The sequence below is a fragment of the Saccharothrix mutabilis subsp. mutabilis genome, assembly GCF_039521145.1.
Taxonomy (GTDB): Bacteria; Actinomycetota; Actinomycetes; order Mycobacteriales; family Pseudonocardiaceae; genus Actinosynnema; species Actinosynnema mutabilis.
The window spans coordinates 108,856-126,463 of record NZ_BAAABU010000013.1; the positions used below are offsets into that span (position 1 = coordinate 108,856).

Sequence of the window (17,608 nt, forward strand, 5' to 3'; positions counted from 1 at the left end):
CGGGCTCCCCTCCGGCCGGCGTCGGTACCCGACATCGTCGGTCGTCGCGCTACCGCTGCCGTCATGGGTCCGCTCACGGGTCGCGCCCCGGTGTTTGCGCAGGTTCCGGGGCTGCGGGAGGGTCGGCTAAACGCCCGGTAAACCGCCGAATGACCGCTTGTCGGCCGGCGGTGGCGGCTCTAGCGTCAGCGGCCTGCGGGCGAGGGCCTCCCGCGGGCTGGGGGACGGGTGCGCTACCGGTTGCTGGGGCCGGTCGAGGTGTGGCGGGACGGGGAACGCGTACCGGTCGGAGGTCGCAAGCAACGCTCGTTGTTGGCCGTGCTGCTGTTGGACGCCGGGCGCGTGGTGCCGCCGGCGCGGCTGGTGCGCGCCCTGTGGGGCGAGCGACCGCCGGCGTCGGCGCGGGCGCAGGTGCACAACCACGTGTCGGCGTTGCGGCGCAACGTGGACGTGCGGCGGGTGGCCGAGGGCTACCGGCTCGACGTCGCCGGGGGCGCGCTGGACCTGGCCGAGTTCGACGCGGCCGTGACGGCGGCGCGGGCGGCGGTGGCGGCCGGTGACGACGCGCGGGCGGCCCGGCTGCTCGGGACGTGCCTGGGGTTGTGGCGCGAGCCGGTGCTGGGCGGGGTGACCGAGGAGCTGCGCGAGATGGCCGTGCCGGGGCTGGTGGAACGGCGGCTGGCCGCGCTGTGCGACCGGATCGACGCGGAGCTGTGGCTGGGCCGGCACGGCGACCTGCTGGGCGAGCTGCGCGGGCTGGTCGACGAGCACCCGCTGGACGACCGGTTCCCGTCGCGGCTGGTGCTCGCCCTGCACCGGGCGGGCCGGCAGGCCGACGCGCTCGCGGCCTACGACGAGCACCGGCGGCGACGGCGCGACGAGCTGGGTCTGGACCCGTCCCCGGCGCTGCGCGACCTGCACCGGGCGGTGCTGGCCTTCGACCCGGCCCTGGACCTGCCCGCGCCGCCGGTGGCGCCCGCGGTGCGGGTGACGGGCGGGACGCGGCAGCGGGCCGTGCTGGCGGCGTTGGAGGCGCGGGCCGGTGCGGTGGTGCCGGTCGAGCGGTTGGTGGCGGAGGTGTGGGGCGACGACCCGCCCGCCACCGCGCGGACGATGGTCCAGGTGTACGTGTCGCGGCTGCGGCGGGCGTTGAGCGGGTCGGGCACGACGATCACGACCGAGCCCGGCGGCTACCGCTTGGACGCGCCTCCCGCCACCTCTCCTGGTTCTGCCGTGCCCGTGCCGCGGCAGTTGCCGGCCAAGCCGCGGTTGTTCGTGGGGCGGACCGACGAGCTGGGCACGTTGACCAAGATCGTCGAGCGGCGGGCCGACGAGACGATGTCGGTGGTGGTGATCAGCGGTCCCGGCGGGATCGGCAAGACGTGGTTGGCGGCGCAGTGGGCGCACCAGAACCTGCACCGCTTCCCCGACGGCCAGCTGCACGTGGACCTGCGCGGGTTCGACCCGGTCGGCGAGCCGGTGCCGCCGGGGGTGGCGCTGCGCGGGTTCCTCGACGCCCTGGGCGCGTCCGCGGCCCCCGCCGACCCGGCCGCGCTGTACCGGAGCCTGACCGCCGACCGGCGGATGGTGGTGGTGATCGACAACGCCCGGGACACCGAGCAGGTGCTGCCGCTGCTGCCCGGCGGGGCCGGCTGCACGGTGCTGGTGACCAGCCGCAACCGGCTGCCGGGCCTGGTCGCGGCGCACGGCGCGCAGCCGTTGGCGGTGGACGTGCTGCCCGAGTCGGACGCGCGGGAGTTGCTGGCGCGGGCGTTCGGCCGGGAGCGGGTGAGCGCGGAGCCGGACGCGACGGCGCGGGTGGTGGCGCACTGCGCCGGGTTGCCGTTGGCGTTGAGCGTGGGGGCGGCGCGGGCGTTGACGCAGCCCGGGTTGTCGTTGGCGGTGCTGGCCGAGGAGCTGCGGGTCACCGGGTTGGACGCGTTGGACACCGACGACCTGCCGGCCAACCTGCGGACGGTGTTCCTGGGGTCGTACCGGGCGTTGCCGGCGGAAGCGGCGGCGTTGTTCACCCTGCTGGGGTTGGCGCCGGGCCCGGACATCAGCCTGGCCGCCGCCGCGTGCCTGGGTGGCCAGGACGCCGGGCGCACCGCAGCGCACCTGCGGGAGTTGGAGCAGCGGTCGCTGATCAGCCGGTCCGCGCCGGACCGGCACCGCATGCACGACCTGTTGCACTTGTACGCGGCCGATTTGGCCGCTGCTTTGCCTGCTGCGACGCGTGATGCGGCCGTGCGCAGGCTCATCGCGTGTTACCTGCACACCGCGCGTGCCGCCGACTTGGTCCTGGCACCCCACCGCCGTCCGCTGGACATGCCGCCGCTGCCTCCCGGATGCGCGGTGGGGTCGCCGGCCGACCACGACGCCGCGCTGGCGTGGTTCGACGCGGAACACGCGAACTTGTTGTCCGCCCAACGGTTGTCGGCGCGGGAGGGTTTGCAGCGGGAGGCGTGGTGGTTCGCGTGGGTGCTGACCACGTACCACCGGTTGCGGGGGCACTTGCAGGAGGACTTGGCGGCGTGGCGGGTCGGTGTGGCGGCGGCGGACTTGGTCGGTGCTGCGACCGACCGGGCTGCCGCGCACAAGTTGCTGGGTCAGGCGTGTGCGCGGGTGGGAGAGCATGCGGAGGCGCTTGACCACCTGCGGCTGGCGTTGGAGTTGAGCGAGGAGGTCGGCGACCTGGCCGGGCGGCTGAGGGCGCACCACGCCTTGGCCCTGGCGTGGTCCCGCCAATCCGACCACGCGCAGGCGTTGCGCCACGCGGAGACCACGTTGCTGTTGGCGCGGGAGGCCCGGGACGAGGGGTGGGAGGCGGCGGCGTTGAACGCGGTGGGGTGGTACTCGGCGCGGTTGGGGCGGTTGGACCACGCGCAGCGGGATTGTGCGGCGGCGGTGGAGATGTTCCGGCGGATCGGGGATTTCCAGGGGGAGGGGTCGGCGCTGGACAGCCTGGGGTTCGTGGCTACGGCGCAGGGGGATCATGGTGGGGCGGTGAGCCATTATGGTGCGGCGTTGGCGGTGTTCCAGCGGATCGGGAACACTTATCAGCAGGCCAATGCGCTTGATCATTTGGCTGAGGCGCATGAGGCGTTGGGGGATGCGGCGGCGGCTCGGGGGGCTTGGCGGCGGGCTCTGGAGCTGTACCGGGCGCAGCATCGGGTGGGGGATGTGGAGCGGATAAGCCGGCGCTTGGGTTGAGGTGCGGCCCCGGCGGCATCGGCATCGGCATCGGCGGCCACCCTCGACGGCGGCGATTCCTGGACTGACTCCGGAGCCGACGCGGCCCTCGGCGACACCGACGGCGGCGATCCCTGGATTGGCTTCGGAGCCAGAGATGCTCTGCCGCCGGTAGGTGTCCACCCGCCCACCCCCTCCCAGACCACCTCGCACGAGCCAGGCGCGCGGGCGCGCCAAGCGCGCTTCGCGCGCTGACCCGCGCTGCGCGCGGGACCGGCCGGCCCGGCGAAGCCGGCCGGCCGAGCCGCCGCAGGCGGCCCCGCCGAAGGCGGATGCTTTTGGGGCTCTTGCTGGGTGGCCTGGGAGGGGGTGGGCGGGTGGACACCTACCGGCAGCAAAGCCATCCACCCACCGCAACCACCACCACCAGAGCCACCACCGCAACCACCACCAGAGCCACCACCGCAACGCAGCCACCACCGCAACGCAGCCACCACCGCAACGCAGCCACCATCGCCACCACAGCCACCGCAGCAGCAGCCGTCGCCACCACCACCACCGAAGCCGCGCTCTGTCGGGGTCCGGCCGTAGAATGGATACCGGGGGCCGTGGCCCGCACCCACCCCGAACTCCCGCTTGCGCTCGGCCCACCCCAGGCGCACGATGCGGCGATGGATCGTCGTACCGTTCTGCGTGGCGCGGTGGCCGGGGCGTTGCTCGGTGGGCCGTTCGCCGGGTTCCTCAACCGGGCCGCCGCCGAACCGGCGCGGGCCAACACCCTCGGCCCCGTGCCCGACCTCCGCGACGACGTGGTCCGCCTCTGGCTGCCCGACGGGTTCCGGTACCGGTCGTTCCACGACACCGAGGTCCCCGTCGTGCTCGACGACAAGACCGTCCTCCCCGGACGGCACGACGGCATGGGGGCCTTCCGCGCCGGCCGGGGCAACTACCTGCTCGTGCGCAACCACGAACTGAACGGCCCCGGCAAGGCGTTCGGCGACCCCGGCAAGGCCTACGACCCCGCCGCGCAGGCCGGCACCACCACCGTCGAGGTGACCCGGTACGGCGAAGTCGTCCGCTCCCGCACCAGCCTCAACGGCACGATGATGAACTGCTCCGGCGGCCGGATGCCGTGGGGCTCCTGGATCACCTGCGAGGAGACGGTCAACGGCCCGGACGTCGGACCCGACTTCACCGGCACCCCCAACACCGCCCTCACCCGACCGCACGGGTTCATCTTCGAAGTCCCCCTCGACGGCGAGTCCGACCGCGAACCCATCACCAACGCGGGCCGGTTCGCGCACGAGTCCGTCGCGTTCGACCCGATCGGCGGCCACCTCTACCTCACCGAGGACAACTTCGGCTTCGCGTCCGGCTTCTACCGCTACACGCCGCACCGCAACCCCTTCGCCACCGGCAGGCTCGACAACCGCGGCCGGCTCCAGATGCTCAAGGTCAAGGGCGTCCCCAACGCCCACCTGGAAGCCGCGCAACCCCAGGGCGCCGGCTACCAGACCGAATGGGTGGACATCGACGACCCCGCCCCGACCTTCGCCCACACGCCCGGCCAGCCGGCACCGACCACGAACGACACCGCGCTCAACCACGTCGCCGCGCAAGGCCAGGCGCGGGGCGCGGCCCTGTTCTCGCGCCTGGAGGGTTCGGCCTACGACCGCGGCGTCGTCTACTTCACCTCCACGCAGGGCGGCGGCCCCGCCGAGACCGGCCCGGACACCGTCTCCGGCTACGGCAACGGCACCGGCCAGATCTGGGCCTACGACACGGGTTCGGGCGTGCTGACCCTGCTCTACCAGTCCCCCGGCCCGGACGTCCTGGACTTCCCGGACAACGTCACCACCAGCAAGCGCGGCACCCTGGTCGTCTGCGAGGACGGCGTCAACGACAACTACCTGCGCGGCCTGACCCGCGACGGCCGGCTGTTCGACATCGCCCTCAACCGCCTGACCAGCCCCACCGGCACCCCGCGGTTCAACGACGAGTTCGCGGGCTCCACGTTCAGCCCCGACGGCCACACCCTGTTCGTCAACATCCAGGCCGCCAAGGGGATGACGTTCGCGATCTGGGGACCGTGGGGCAGGATCGGCGTGTGACCGACTTCCCCCCGCTGTCCGACGCGGACCTGCACCGCATCCGCGCCGGCAGCGACGCCTTGCGCCGCAAGGAGTTCTTCGCCACGGCACTGGACACCGGCCTGGTGTGCGCGATGGGCGCGGACGGGAAGGTCGCGTTCGTGGAGGACGTGGACTGCGAGGTCGCCGCGAACCTGTGAACCCCGTTGGCGGCGTCCACTGTGCACTCGGTGGGGTAAACCGGGGGTAACACATAACCACCCGTGCGGCGGCGTCCGAACGCCCTTCGTCAACAACCCGCCGCCACTCGGGCGACACCCCACCCACACGCCACCGCCGCAGGTCACCGGCCCGGCCCAGCGCCCGGGGCCGACGACCACCGGGCGTCACCGGAAGCGATCTTGGCCGCCGTCACCCCGCCTTGACGTGAAAGCTATTCACAAGTGACGATCGGGTCGCCGCGGCTCCCTTCCCCTGCCAAGTGAACCGAGGTAACCCCTGATGACACCTCGTCGAACCCTGCCCGCACTCGCCCTGGCCGCCGCCGCGACACTCGCCTTCGCCCCCACGGCGGCGGCCGTGCCGCACACGGCGAACTTCGCCTGCCAGGGCAACACCCCGCTCGGCGCGCAGAACTTCACGTTCACCCAGAACGCCGAGGTCACCGCGCCCGCGACGGTCGCGCCCGGCGGCGGTCTCACCGTCGTGATCGACCCCGCGCCCAACACCGTCCCCACGTCGGTCAACGGCTACACCGTGCGGCGCGTGCAGACGCTCGCGCTCAAGGTGCCGATCCCGGCGAACTCCACGTACGTCTCCGCCACCCTGTCCGGCGGGTCGAACGTGGGCACCACCAGCCTCAGCGTCAGCGGCGGGATCGCGACCCTGTCCGCGAGCGGTCCCATCGCCGGTGGCGCGACCTTCGAGTTGCCCACGGTCACCGTGCAGCTCACCGCCGGCGCGTCCGGCACGATCCAGACCAAGCTGCACGGCACGTCCTACAGCGACCCGGGCCTGACGTTCACCGCCGTGGTGTCGTCGTTCATCGGCAACGTCAACGTCCCGACCCGCTGCTACCCCGACCCGAACCCGGTCATCACCACCACGACGATCGGCTGAGGCCCGCGGCGGTCCCGTGCGAGGCGCCCGCACGGGACCGCCCACTCAGGCCGAACCCGGGTCCACCGAGCGCTCGAAACACGTCTCCAGCACCACGATCGCGTTGGTCCCGGACACGCCCGCGATCTCGTGCACGTCCCGCAGCGCCGCCTGCAACTCGCGCGTCCCGGCGGTCCGGACCTTGAGCAGCAGCGACGCCTTGCCGGCCACGATGTGGGCCTCCTCCACCGCCGGCAGCGCACGCAGGGCCTCGGCGGTCTCCGGCGACCCCATCCACGCCGACGAGTCGACCAGCACGAACGCCAGCACGTCCAGGCCCAGCGCGGCGGGGTCGATCTCGATCGTCGTCCGCCGGATCACCCCGCGCTCGCGCAGCTTGCGCACCCGCTCGTGGGCCGCCGCCGCGGACAGCCCGACCCGCGCCCCCAACGCCGCGTAGGACAGGGTCGCGTCCTCCCGGAGCAGTGCCAGCACCGCGCGGTCCGTGTCATCCATCTCGCACTCCTCACCAGACGTCATCAAGCAGTATAGGCTTTGAGCAAGATGCTGTTCGGCGATGAGGAGCTTCAAGTGGATGTCTTCCCGACCAAGGTGGAGTCGTTCGACGAGCGGTTGCTGATCTTCGGGGACGACCTGTTGGAGCGCCTGCACACGGGCGGCAAGTGGACCGAGGGTCCCGTGTACGTCCCCGCCGGCCGCTACCTGCTGTGGAGCGACATCCCCAACGACCGCGTCCTGCGCTGGGACGAGACCACCGGCCACGTCGGCGTCTTCAAGTCGCCCGCCGGGTACGCCAACGGCCGCACGCTCGACGCCCAGGGCCGCGTGATCACCTGCGAGCAGGGCGAACGACGGGTCACCCGCACCGAGCACGACGGTTCCACCACGGTGGTCGCCGACCGGGTGGACGGCAAGAGGTTCAACAGCCCCAACGACGTCGTGGTCGCCGCCGACGGCGGCGTGTGGTTCACCGACCCGCCCTACGGCATCCTCAGCGACTACGAAGGCGTGCGGGCGGAGTCGGAGATCGGCGGGTGCCACGTCTACCGGGCCGACCCGGTGACCGGGGAGGTCCGGGTCGTCGCCGACGACTTCGTGCGCCCCAACGGCCTCGCCTTCTCCCCCGACCAGACCACCCTCTACATCGTGGACACCCGCCGCAACCACATCCGGGCGTTCGACGTCGAGGGCGGGAAGCTGAGCGGCGGCGACGAGGTCGCGCGGTGCACGGCCGGCCAGTTCGACGGCATCCGGCTGGACGAACAGGGCCGCATCTGGGCCGCGGCGGGCGACGGCGTGCACTGCGTCCACCCCGACGGCACGCTGCTGGGCAGGATCGGCGTTCCCGAGGTCGTGTCGAACGTGTGCTTCGGCGGCCCCAAGCGCAACCGGCTGTTCATCACCGCCACGACCTCGGTCTACTCGTTGCTGTTCAACGTCAACGGCGCGCGTCCGGTGTACTCGGCCGTTCGATAGGTTGCGGGGCATGACCGACTTGCGGGAAGTCGCGCCCGGCGTCCGCGCGTGGGTGCAGGCGGACGGCACGTGGCACGCCGGCGGCGAGGTGGTGCTGATCGACACGTGCGCGACCCGGCGGCGGACGCAGGCGTTCCTGGACGCGGTGTCCGCGGCGAGCGGCGGCGCGCCGATCAAGGCGGCGTTGAACACCCACCTGCATGGCGACCACGTCTACGGGACCCGCTGGTCGTCGTGCCCGGCCACGGGCCGCTGATCGAAACTCCACAGTGGACGGAAGTCCTGGCCGCCCACGCCCGCTACTACGAGTTCGTGGCGACCACCGCCGAGTCGGCGCCGGCCCGCGGCCTGACCCCGCTGGAGGCCGCGCGCGAGGCGGACCCCGGCGCGTTCGCCGCCCTGCCCGACAGCGAACGCCTCGTGCTCAACCTGCGCCGCGCGGTCTGACCGGTCAGCGGCCCCGCGAGGTGGCGTGCCCGAGGACGCCGACCAGCACCAGCACGAACCCGACGAAGAACAGCGTGACGCCCGGCCCGACGTCCGGCGTGTCGGGCCGGGAGGGGGTGCTGTGGTACGGGTCGGACCCGAACGGCCCGGTGCTGTCCATGCGCGAACCGACGGCGGTCAGCACCTCCAGGAAGAACAGGCCGACCCCGCCGACGGCGAACACCACCCCGATCCACACGCACGCCTGCACCCACCCCGGCGCACCGGCGAGGTTCCCGCGACGGCCACGGCCGCTGAGCCGGTGGTGGGAGGCGTGGTGGGACGAGTGGTGGTGAGAGCGGCCGTGGTGGTAGGACTCGTGGCCGTAGGGCGGTTGTTCGTAGCCGTAGTGGGGCTGGGGCGGGTAGGGGTCGTACCCGGCGGCCTGCCCGCTCTGGTCGAAGTACCCGTCGGCCCGGTCGAAGTCGTGGTCGGCTCGACCCGAGTCGTACCCGCTGCTCCCGCCGGAGTCATGGCTCGACGAGCTGTCGCTGCCGCTGCTACTGCTCCCGCTGTCGTCCATGTGCTCTCCCCCAGTCTCCGTGCGCGCAGTCATAGCACGTCGGGCCCGACCGGAGAGGGCGTTCCGCACAACGTCTGCAGTGGAACCCGATGGTCGAGTTGACGCTGTTGGGCGAGGTCACCCTGCGGGTCGACGGCCGGCCGGTGGACCTGCACCGCTTCCGGGCGCTGTGGACGGGGTCGCGGTCGGTGTCCGCGCTGGGCGAGGTCGAGCAGGCGCGGGCGGTGTGGCTGGAGGCGTTGGAGCTCTACCAGCGCCAGGAACGCGACCTCGACGCGGACCGCGTGCGCCGGCAGTTGGCCGACCTGGGCGTGTTCCCGGAGATCCGCGCGTGCGCGACGAACGGGGGCGCCGTCGACTAGGACTCGACGTGCTGGGTGACCGTGCCGCGCACGAAGTACCGCTGCGCCACCAGGAACAGCGCCACCATCGGCACGGTCGCGACGGTGCTCGCCGCCAGCACCAGCTCCCACTGCGCCTCCCCGCCCTCGCCGAAGCGGTCCAGCACGGTCTTCAGGCCGCGCGGCAGGGTGTAGAGCTGCGGGTCGCGCAGGTAGATCAGCGGCTTGATCAGGTCGGTCCACGCCGCCTTCAGCTCGAACACGAACACCACGATCAGGCCCGGCCGCGCCAGGGGCAGCGCCATGCTGGTGAACAGCCGCCACGGGCTCGCCCCGTCCACCCGCGCCGCGTCGAAGACCTCGCGCGGCAGCCCCAGGAAGAACTGCCGCAGCAGGAAGATGTAGAACGCCGACCCGAACAGGTTCTGCGCCCACAACGGGACCTGGGTGGTCGCCAGGCCCAGCGCGTGCCACTCCAGGTACACCGGCACCATCGTCACGGCGCCGGGCAGCATCATCGTCGCCAGCACCACGCCGAACAGCAGGCTGCGCCCCCGGAAGCGGAACAGCGCGAAGCCGAACGCCACCGCCGCGCTCGCCGCCGTCGCCGCCAACGCCGCCGCCACGCCCACCGCGGCGCTGTTGGCGATCCACGTCGTCAACGGCACCGCCCGCCACACCTCGACGTAGTTGCCCGGCGAGAACGGGCTGGGCAGCAACGCGTTGTCGAACACGTGCGCCCGGTCCTTGAGCGAGGCGCTGACCAGCCACCAGAACGGGTACCCGAACGCCAGCGCGACGACGAGCAGCCCCGACCACACCGCGACCCGTTTCATCACCGCTCGCCTTCGTAGTGCACGTACCGGCGCGACAGCCGCACCTGGACGGCCGTGACCACGGCGATCACCACGAACAGCCCCCACGCCAACGCCGACGCGTACCCCATCCGCAGCGACTCGAACGCCTCGCGGAACAGGTGGATCACGTAGAACAGCGCCGCGTCACCCTCACCGGACTGCTTGCCCCGCGCGCCGAAGAACATCGTGTAGGCCTCGGTGAACACCTGGAGGGACGCGATCGTGTTCACCACCACCGTGAAGTACACCGTGCCGCTGATGCCGGGCAGGGTGACGTGCCAGAACTGCCGCCACGGGCTCGCCCCGTCCAACCGCGCCGCCTCGTAGCGCTCCAGCGGCACGCGGGTCAGGGCCGCCAGGTACAGCACGGCCGTGCTGCCGACGGTCCACAGGCTCATCACCACCAGACCGGGTTTGATCCACACCGGGTCGGTGGTCCAGTTGGGACCGGTGAACCCGAACCAGCCGAGGAACGCGTTCACCGCGCCGTTCTGGCCGTTGAGCAGCAGCAGGAACAGCGCGGCCAACGCCACCGGCGGCGTCATCACCGGCAGGTAGACGATCGTGCGGAAGAACCCCGCCGCGCGCCCGGCCCGGCGCAGCAGACCCGCCAGCGCCAGGGCGAGCACGACTTGCGCCGGCACGTGCAGGGCGGTGAAGAACAGCGTGTTCCACAGCGCCGTGCCGGCCCGTTCGTCGGTGAGCGCCTCGCGGTAGTTGTCCAGGCCGATGTACTCCGGCGGTTTGAGCATGTCGTAGTGGTTGAGCGACAACCACAGGCTGAACAGCATCGGGCCGGCCGTGAACGCCAGGAACCCGACGATCCACGGCAGCAGGAACAGCCACGCCGCGCGGCCCTTCACCGGGCGCCCACGCGGCGCAGGGCCCGTTCGGCTTCGCGTTGCGCCTGGGCCATCGCGTCCTCCGGGCTCTGCCGGCCGGTCAGGACCCGGTTCACGCCGCCCTCCCACGCGCGGACCAGTTCGCTGGCCGCCGGGCTGGGCGCGAGGGCGAACGCCTTGTCCTGCAACGCCAGCACCTGCGGCACGCCGCGCTCCAGGATGCGGTTGCCGCGCGGGTCGAACACGTCGCGGAAGATCCGCTCGTCGGCCACCCGGTTCGCGGTGAACGTGCCCCCGTACGGCTTGCCCTTGGCGGCCAACGCGTCCCGCCGCGCGGTCGCCGCCGTGACCCACGTGTCGGCGTCGGTCATCGTCACCAGGAACCGGCACGCCAGGTCGGGGTGCCGCGCGCCCTTGGGGATCGCCCACGCCTGGCCGGAGGACTCGGTGAGCGGCTCGCCGCGCCGGTCGGTGAACGGGGCGATGGTCACGTCCGCGTCGGGCGAGTTGGTGGCCAGGGTGTTGAGGTACCAGGACTCCATGGGCATCGCGGCGAGCTGCCCGGTGACGTAGGCGTTCTGCGCGCCGAACTGGTCGAACGTGTCCCGGAACGCCTTGAAGGACGCCCATCCGCCTTGCCGGCGCACGAGGTCCGTGGTGTAGCGGACGGCTTCGACCACGCGCGGGTCGTCCAGGCGGGCGCCGACCAGGTCCACGCCGTTCGCCTTGGCCCACAGCGGGAGGAACTCGGGCACCTTGGGGTCGAACGCGATGTGGCGGGGCCGGGTTAGCCGGGCGGCCAGGTCGGCCAGGGCGCCCCAGTCGGTCGTGGAGAACGTGGCCGGGTCGACGCCGGCGGCGCGCAGGACGGGGTTGTTCAGGATCAGGACGCGGACCATCGCGAAGTCGGGCAGCCCGTAGACCCGGCCGTCGTGGGTGACCTGGCGCAGCGCCGCCGCGCGGAACTCGCCGAGGTCCACGCCGTGCTCGCGGACGCAGTCGTCCAGGGCGAGCACCGCGCCGCGCGCGGCGTAGCCGCCGAGCTTGCGGCGTTCGGCGTAGACCAGGTCGGGCGGGTCGCCGGCGGCGACGGCGGACAGGAACTGCTGCTCGTCGAACGCGCCCTCGTTGATCCGGACGTCCACCTCGGGGTGGGCGGCGCGGAACACGGCGACCCTGGCGGTGGCGTGCTCGTCGGGCTGCCCGAACCCCATCGTGACCAGCGTGTTGGGCGCGTCGGCCGGCGACGCCCCCACCCCGCCGCAGCCGCACACCAGCACCGCGACCAGACCGACCAGCCATCCGCGCACGACCGCCTCCCCGCAAGCCGGCAGTAAGGACACGGTGCCCGGTGCCGCCCATGATCACTCCAGAACCGCCCGAACGGCCCAGCGGGAACGGGGACGGCCCGAGTGGCGGCCCGGCGGTGCGACGACGACACGCTCAGGGTGATGAACAGCCATTACGAGGACGACGACGACTGGCCCACGACGTGCGCCGCGGCCGGTGCGGCACCCCGCCGCACCGGCCCCACCCTGCCCGCCCTCCGCCGGAAAGGTCAACCACCGCAACGGAAAACGAACACAAGCGACCACCGGAAACCTACCGGGAGGTATTCGGAGACGACCATTGACCGGCACCGACTGCGCGCTCTAGCCTTCACCGCCAATGGGTCACGTTCAGACCTTTACGGAGATGGCCATGCGCACTCTGGGTCGTGCAGGCGTTCTCGGCTTCGCCCTTTCCCTGGGCCTGACCGTGGCACCCCTGCCCGCTGCACCAGCACCGGCACCAGCCGGCTGCCCCACCCTCGACCGCACACTGCCCTGGCACGGCGAGAACCGCGCATCCCTGCAAGCATTGCTCGACGCGCACTGCGGGCGCAAGCCCGGCCGACGCCCGGTCGCCGCGTTCGACTGGGACAACACCGTCATCCGCAACGACGTCGGCGACGCCACCGTGTTCTGGTTGCTGCGCAACGACAAGGTCCTCCAGCCACCGGGCCGGGACTGGCGGGCGACCAGCGCGTACCTGACCGACGCCGCCGCGACCGCCCTGCGCACCGCGTGCGGTGCCGCCGAACCGGGCACGCCGCTGGTCACCTCCGGCCCGGACACCCGGTGCGCCGACGAGGTGCTGAGCGTGTACGCGCAGGCCAAGACCACGAGCGGCGCGACCGCCTTCGCCGGGGCCGACCTGCGCCGAGCCGAGCCGGGCTACGCGTGGGCCGCGCAGCTGCTCGCGGGCCGCACGGACGCGGAGGTCGCCGCGTTCGCCGCCGCCGCGCGCGCCGAGAACCTGGCCGCACCGGTCGGCGCCACCCAACGGGTCGGCAGCAGGCAGGTAACCGGCTGGGTGCGGTACTACGACCAGCAACGCGACCTGATCGGGGCCTTGCGCCAGACGGGGTTCGACGTGTGGGTGGTGTCGGCGTCACCCGAACCCGTCGTGCGCGTGTGGGCGGCCGGCGCCGGCATCCCCGCCGACCGCGTGATCGGCATCCGCAACGTCCACAAGGGACACCGGCTGACCTACGCGTTCGAGGGCTGCGGCGGAGTCCCGGACGGACCTACCGCGCCCATCACCTACATCGACGGCAAGCGGTGCTGGCTCAACAAGGTGGTCTTCCACGTGCCCGACCGGCGCGCGTTCGAACGCCAACCCGCCGCCCGCCGCCCGGTGTTCGCCGCCGGCGACTCCACCACCGACCTGACATTCCTCGCCGACGCCACCGCGCTGCGCCTGGTCGTCAACCGCAACAAGGCCGAGCTGATGTGCCACGCCTACGACAACAGCGACGGCCGCTGGCTGGTCAACCCGATGTTCCTGCAACCGCTCCCCCGGCGCGCCACCCCGTACCCGTGCGGCACCACCGCCCACACCGCCTCCGACGGCACCCCGGGACCGGTCCGGCGCGCGGACGGCACCGTGATCCCCGACCAGCTCGACACCGCGTTCTGAACCGCCCTCCGCGATCACCCCTGCGATCCTTGGAGTCCCCCGATGGACCGACGAAGCTTCCTGGCCGCCGCCCTGGCCGCCGGGACCTACTCGATGCTGCCCCCGAGCCTCGTCCGCGCGCTCGCCCAACCCGCACCGACCGGCGGCCTGGAGATGGTCGAGCACGTGGTCGTCTTCATGCAGGAGAACCGCGGTTTCGACCACTACTTCGGGTCGCTGCGCGGCGTGCGCGGTTACGGCGACCGCAACGCGATCACGTTGCGCGCCAACGGGAAGTCGGTGTTCCACCAGCCCGACGGCACCGGTTACGTCCTGCCCTACGGCACCGACAGCCACCAGCTCGCCGGCACCCCGCACTACTGGACCGACGGCCACGACGCGTGGAACAAGGGCAAGTACGACCGGTGGGTCCCGGCCAAGGGCAAGCACACCATGTGCTTCTACGACCGCGCGGACCTGCCGTTCTACTACCAGCTCGCCGACGCGTTCACCGTCTGCGACGCCTACCACTGCTCGGTGATGGGCTCCACCAGCCCCAACCGCAGCTACCACGTCACGGGCATGATCGGCAACGAGCCGGACGGGTCGCGCGCCATCGGCAACGCCGCCTACGCCGAGGACACCCACGCCGGTTACACGTGGAAGACCTACTCCGAACGCCTGGAGGCCGCGGGCGTGTCGTGGAAGGTGTTCCAGGAGTGGGACAACTACCAGAACAACAACATCGAGTTCTTCCAGGTCTTCAAAGCGGTGGCGCGCAAGGCGTTGCAACCGTTGGGCCTCAAGAGCATGCACACCTTCTACGGCAAGGTCCGCGCCGCGTCCGCGACCGAACGCGCGAACCTGCTCGCCAAGCTGGACCAGGGTGTCGCGACCCTGACGACCGCCGAGCGCAGCCTGTTCGAGCGCGGGTTGCGGCGGGTGCCGACCGGGGACCTGACCGCGTCCTTCCGCGCCGCCGTCGCCGCCGACGCCCTGCCGACGGTGTCGTGGGTCCTCGCCTCGGAGGACCAGTGCGAACACCCGTCCTCGGACGGCCCGAGCACCGGGTCCGAACTGGTGTGGCAGGTGCTCGACGCGTTGGCGTCCAACCAGGCCGTGTGGAACAAGACCGTGTTCCTGCTCAACTACGACGAGAACGACGGCTACTTCGACCACGTGCCGCCGCCCGTGCCGCCGACGACCGAGACCTCCGAGTGGGTCAACGGCGCGCCGATCGGCCTCGGGCCGCGCGTGCCGCTGCTGGTCGTGTCGCCGTGGAGCCGGGGCGGGAACGTGTGCTCGGAGCTGTTCGACCACACGTCCGTGCTGCGGTTCCTCGAAGCCGTGACCGGCGTGCGGGAGACCAACATCAGCGCGTGGCGGCGCAACCTGTGCGGCGACCTCACCGCCACGCTCGACACCGCCGCCCCGGGCCCCTACCCCGGCTTCACGCGCCCGGTGCCCACCGCCGGGTCCGGCCCGTCCACGCCCGCGCCGCCCAGCCCGCAGGTCATGCCGACCCAGGAGCCCGGCACCAAACCCGCCCGCAAGCTGCCCTACAACCCGCGGGTCGGCACCCGGCAGACCAAGTCGTCCGGGCGGGTCTGGTTCGACCTGACCAACAACGGCACCCGCCACACCCACTTCTCCGTCTACGCCAACGCGCACCGCAGCGACGGCCCGTGGCGCTACGACGTCGCACCGGGCGCGACGACCTCGGACTACTTCAGCGTCCAGACCTACGGCGGCGGCAAGTACGACCTGTCCTGCTACGGCCCCAACGGGTTCTGCCGCCGCAGCACCGGCGACCTGAACGCGCCCGGCGCGACCGTGGAGGTCACCGCGACGACCAGCACCGCCGAGGACGGCCTGGTCACCCTCACGTTCACCAACGCCGGCGCCACCGAGGTCACGTTCACCGTGAAGGCCAACGCCTACCGCACCGGCTCGTGGACCTACGTCGTGCCGGCCGGCGCGACGCGCACCGACACCTGGCACGCCGGGTGGTACGGCAACCGGTGGTACGACCTGACCGCCACCGTCAACACCGACGCGTCCTTCTCCCGCCTGTTCCGCGGCCACATCGAGACCGGCGTTCACGGCGTGACCGGCTAAGACGCGGTTGTGGTGGGGCCACACACCATCTCGGCCCAGGACAGTGGCCCCACCACATGGTTCTCGCGCGGCCGAGTGCCTAGTTTCGGTGCCATGCACCTGACCCGCGAGCGCTCGACCTGGCTGGCCGACCGCGAGGCGGCGGCCGAGTACGCGGCCCGGCGGCTCGCGGACGACCGCGGCATCGACCCCGGCGCGTTCGGTGTCGTGTGGGCGAACATGCGCAAGGGGCACCGGTTCGGCGAGCTGCGCGTGCTGCCCGGGTTGGCGGAGGCCTTCGAGGACTGGGTGGCCGAGCACCGCTGACGTGGGCAACCACCACACGGCCGCCGGCGAAAATGGTGGTGTCCACCAACGACCGGCGGCCCCGGCGTTCCTAGCATCGGCGTAACGCATGTGACTGCGATCACCTCAACGTGGAGGAAGCGTCATGCCGATCCGTCCCCCTGCCCGCGGCCCCGCCGCGGTACTGCTCGCCGCCGCGACCGCCCTGGCCGCGGCCACCCTGGTCGCCACCCCCGCCTCGGCCGCCACCCTGCGCGAGGTCACCGGGTTCGGCACCAACCCCGGGAACCTCCAGATGTTCCGGTACGTGCCCGATGGCCTGCCGTCCGGCCGCCCGGTCGTGCTGGCCCTGCACGGCTGCACCCAGAACGCCTCGTCCTACGCCACCGGCACCGGCTGGCTGAAGCTGGCCGACCAGCACCGGTTCACCGTCGTGTTCCCGCAGCAGCGGTCGGCGAACAACGCGAACTCGTGCTTCAACTGGTTCGAGCCCGGCGACACCCGGCGCGGGTCGGGCGAGGCGCTGTCGATCAAGCAGATGGTCGACCGCACCCGCCAGGACGTCGGCGCGACCGCCGCCTACGTCAGCGGCCTGTCCGCGGGCGGCGGGATGACCTCGGTCATGCTCGCCACCTACCCGGACGTGTTCTCCGGCGGCGGTGTGGTCGCCGGCCTGCCCTACGGCTGCGCGACCTCGGTCTCCACGGCGTTCACCTGCATGAACCCGGGTGTGAACCTGTCGCCCGCGCAGTGGGGCGACCGCGTCCGGTCGGCGTTCTCCCACTCGGGCCCGCGCCCGAAGGTGTCGATCTGGCACGGCACCTCCGACACGACCGTGCGGCCCATGAACGCGGTCGAACTGGTCGAGCAGTGGACCAACGTCAACGGCACCGACCAGACCCCGGACACGACGGACACCGTCGGCGGTTACCCGCACCGGGTGTACGGCGGCACGGTCGAGCACTTCGAGATCACCGGCATGGGCCACGGCCACCCCGTGGACCCCGGCACCGGGTCCGCCCAGTGCGGCACGGCCGGCGCGTACGTCCTCGACGTGAACATCTGCGCGGCCCACCACCTGGTCCGGTTCTGGGGCATCGCCGACTCCGCGCCGCCGACCACCACCACCACGACCTCCCCCGCCGCCCCGCCGTACACCGACACGGCCCTGGGGACGCCGACGGACCACTACGTCGCCGGCCGCGTGGACGTGACCGAGTACAACACCCTGGGCACGCGCTACGGCTACTCGACGCCGATCACCCTCTACCGCTGCGCGACCGACTGGACCGACAAGCCCGACTGCTCCCCGATCTGACCGCTCGGCGGCACCGGGCGC

Annotated in this window: 17 protein-coding genes; 12 read left to right on the plus strand and 5 right to left on the minus strand. The window is 72.3% G+C overall.

Translation table 11 applies throughout. The features are described 5' to 3' along the window. Window positions 1-228: 228 nt before the first annotated feature. The 4 genes from ABD126_RS25235 (at window position 229) to ABD126_RS25250 (ending at window position 6,401) form a co-directional block, all read left to right on the plus strand. The gene (locus ABD126_RS25235; RefSeq protein ID WP_343936383.1) at window positions 229-3,213 is read left to right on the plus strand and encodes an AfsR/SARP family transcriptional regulator; all 2,985 of its coding nucleotides are present in this window, start codon (window positions 229-231) and stop codon (window positions 3,211-3,213) included. A 650-nt stretch (window positions 3,214-3,863) separates the two neighbouring features. Continuing rightward, complete coding sequence (locus tag ABD126_RS25240) at window positions 3,864-5,303, plus strand: PhoX family protein (RefSeq protein WP_343936384.1); 1,440 nt, start codon at window positions 3,864-3,866, stop codon at window positions 5,301-5,303. Beyond that, the gene (locus ABD126_RS25245) at window positions 5,300-5,482 is read left to right on the plus strand and encodes a hypothetical protein (protein WP_343936385.1); all 183 of its coding nucleotides are present in this window, start codon (window positions 5,300-5,302) and stop codon (window positions 5,480-5,482) included. The genes ABD126_RS25240 and ABD126_RS25245 overlap by 4 nt, the downstream gene beginning before the upstream one ends. 301 nt (window positions 5,483-5,783) lie before the next feature. After that, entirely contained in the window at window positions 5,784-6,401 is a 618-nt protein-coding gene (locus ABD126_RS25250) for a cyclase (protein ID WP_343936386.1), read from the plus strand. A 45-nt stretch (window positions 6,402-6,446) separates the two neighbouring features. Here ABD126_RS25250 and ABD126_RS25255 read toward each other — a convergent pair whose 3' ends face one another. Then, window positions 6,447-6,896, minus strand: a complete 450-nt coding sequence (locus tag ABD126_RS25255) for an Lrp/AsnC family transcriptional regulator (RefSeq protein WP_343936387.1) — start codon at window positions 6,894-6,896, stop codon at window positions 6,447-6,449. Between the two features lie 75 nt (window positions 6,897-6,971). Between ABD126_RS25255 and ABD126_RS25260 the strand changes: the two genes are divergently transcribed. From ABD126_RS25260 to ABD126_RS25270, 3 genes are read left to right on the plus strand one after another with little or no spacing between them, the layout of a single operon-like run. Beyond that, window positions 6,972-7,877 (plus strand): SMP-30/gluconolactonase/LRE family protein, encoded by a 906-nt coding sequence (locus tag ABD126_RS25260; RefSeq protein ID WP_343936388.1) that lies wholly within the window; start codon window positions 6,972-6,974, stop codon window positions 7,875-7,877. Window positions 7,878-7,887: 10 nt separating this feature from the next. Further along, window positions 7,888-8,133 carry an MBL fold metallo-hydrolase gene (locus ABD126_RS25265; protein WP_343936389.1) on the plus strand — a complete coding sequence of 82 codons (246 nt, stop codon included), beginning with the start codon at window positions 7,888-7,890 and terminating at the stop codon, window positions 8,131-8,133. After that, on the plus strand, window positions 8,112-8,324 hold the full coding sequence (locus ABD126_RS25270; RefSeq protein WP_343936390.1) for a hypothetical protein: 213 nt from the start codon (window positions 8,112-8,114) through the stop codon (window positions 8,322-8,324). The genes ABD126_RS25265 and ABD126_RS25270 overlap by 22 nt, the downstream gene beginning before the upstream one ends. A gap of 4 nt (window positions 8,325-8,328) precedes the next feature. Here ABD126_RS25270 and ABD126_RS25275 read toward each other — a convergent pair whose 3' ends face one another. Next, the gene (locus ABD126_RS25275; RefSeq protein ID WP_343936391.1) at window positions 8,329-8,886 is read right to left on the minus strand and encodes a hypothetical protein; all 558 of its coding nucleotides are present in this window, start codon (window positions 8,884-8,886) and stop codon (window positions 8,329-8,331) included. A gap of 89 nt (window positions 8,887-8,975) precedes the next feature. On the opposite strand from ABD126_RS25275, the gene ABD126_RS25280 reads away from it, so the two are divergent. Beyond that, the gene (locus ABD126_RS25280) at window positions 8,976-9,248 is read left to right on the plus strand and encodes a hypothetical protein (protein ID WP_343936392.1); all 273 of its coding nucleotides are present in this window, start codon (window positions 8,976-8,978) and stop codon (window positions 9,246-9,248) included. On the opposite strand, the gene ABD126_RS25285 is transcribed toward ABD126_RS25280, so the two are convergent. The 3 genes from ABD126_RS25285 to ABD126_RS25295 are packed head-to-tail and all read right to left on the minus strand — an operon-like array spanning window position 9,245 to window position 12,236. Beyond that, window positions 9,245-10,063 carry a carbohydrate ABC transporter permease gene (locus ABD126_RS25285; RefSeq protein ID WP_343936393.1) on the minus strand — a complete coding sequence of 273 codons (819 nt, stop codon included), beginning with the start codon at window positions 10,061-10,063 and terminating at the stop codon, window positions 9,245-9,247. The two genes, ABD126_RS25280 and ABD126_RS25285, sit on opposite strands and share 4 nt — an antisense overlap. Beyond that, window positions 10,063-10,947, minus strand: a complete 885-nt coding sequence (locus tag ABD126_RS25290; RefSeq protein ID WP_343936394.1) for a carbohydrate ABC transporter permease — start codon at window positions 10,945-10,947, stop codon at window positions 10,063-10,065. Before ABD126_RS25290 ends, ABD126_RS25285 begins: the two co-directional genes overlap by 1 nt. Beyond that, a complete protein-coding gene (locus tag ABD126_RS25295; RefSeq protein WP_343936395.1) occupies window positions 10,944-12,236 on the minus strand; it encodes an ABC transporter substrate-binding protein in 1,293 nt (430 codons plus the stop codon). The genes ABD126_RS25290 and ABD126_RS25295 overlap by 4 nt, the downstream gene beginning before the upstream one ends. 391 nt (window positions 12,237-12,627) lie before the next feature. On the opposite strand from ABD126_RS25295, the gene ABD126_RS25300 reads away from it, so the two are divergent. The 4 genes from ABD126_RS25300 (at window position 12,628) to ABD126_RS25315 (ending at window position 17,587) form a co-directional block, all read left to right on the plus strand. Further along, complete coding sequence (locus tag ABD126_RS25300) at window positions 12,628-13,887, plus strand: haloacid dehalogenase-like hydrolase (protein ID WP_343936396.1); 1,260 nt, start codon at window positions 12,628-12,630, stop codon at window positions 13,885-13,887. Window positions 13,888-13,929: 42 nt separating this feature from the next. Next, a complete protein-coding gene (locus ABD126_RS25305) occupies window positions 13,930-15,984 on the plus strand; it encodes a phosphocholine-specific phospholipase C (protein WP_343936397.1) in 2,055 nt (684 codons plus the stop codon). Window positions 15,985-16,077: 93 nt separating this feature from the next. Next, window positions 16,078-16,290: a hypothetical protein gene (locus ABD126_RS25310; protein ID WP_343936398.1), complete on the plus strand. Its 213-nt coding sequence runs from the start codon at window positions 16,078-16,080 to the stop codon at window positions 16,288-16,290. Window positions 16,291-16,414: 124 nt separating this feature from the next. Next, complete coding sequence (locus ABD126_RS25315; protein WP_343936399.1) at window positions 16,415-17,587, plus strand: extracellular catalytic domain type 1 short-chain-length polyhydroxyalkanoate depolymerase; 1,173 nt, start codon at window positions 16,415-16,417, stop codon at window positions 17,585-17,587. Window positions 17,588-17,608: the final 21 nt, after the last annotated feature.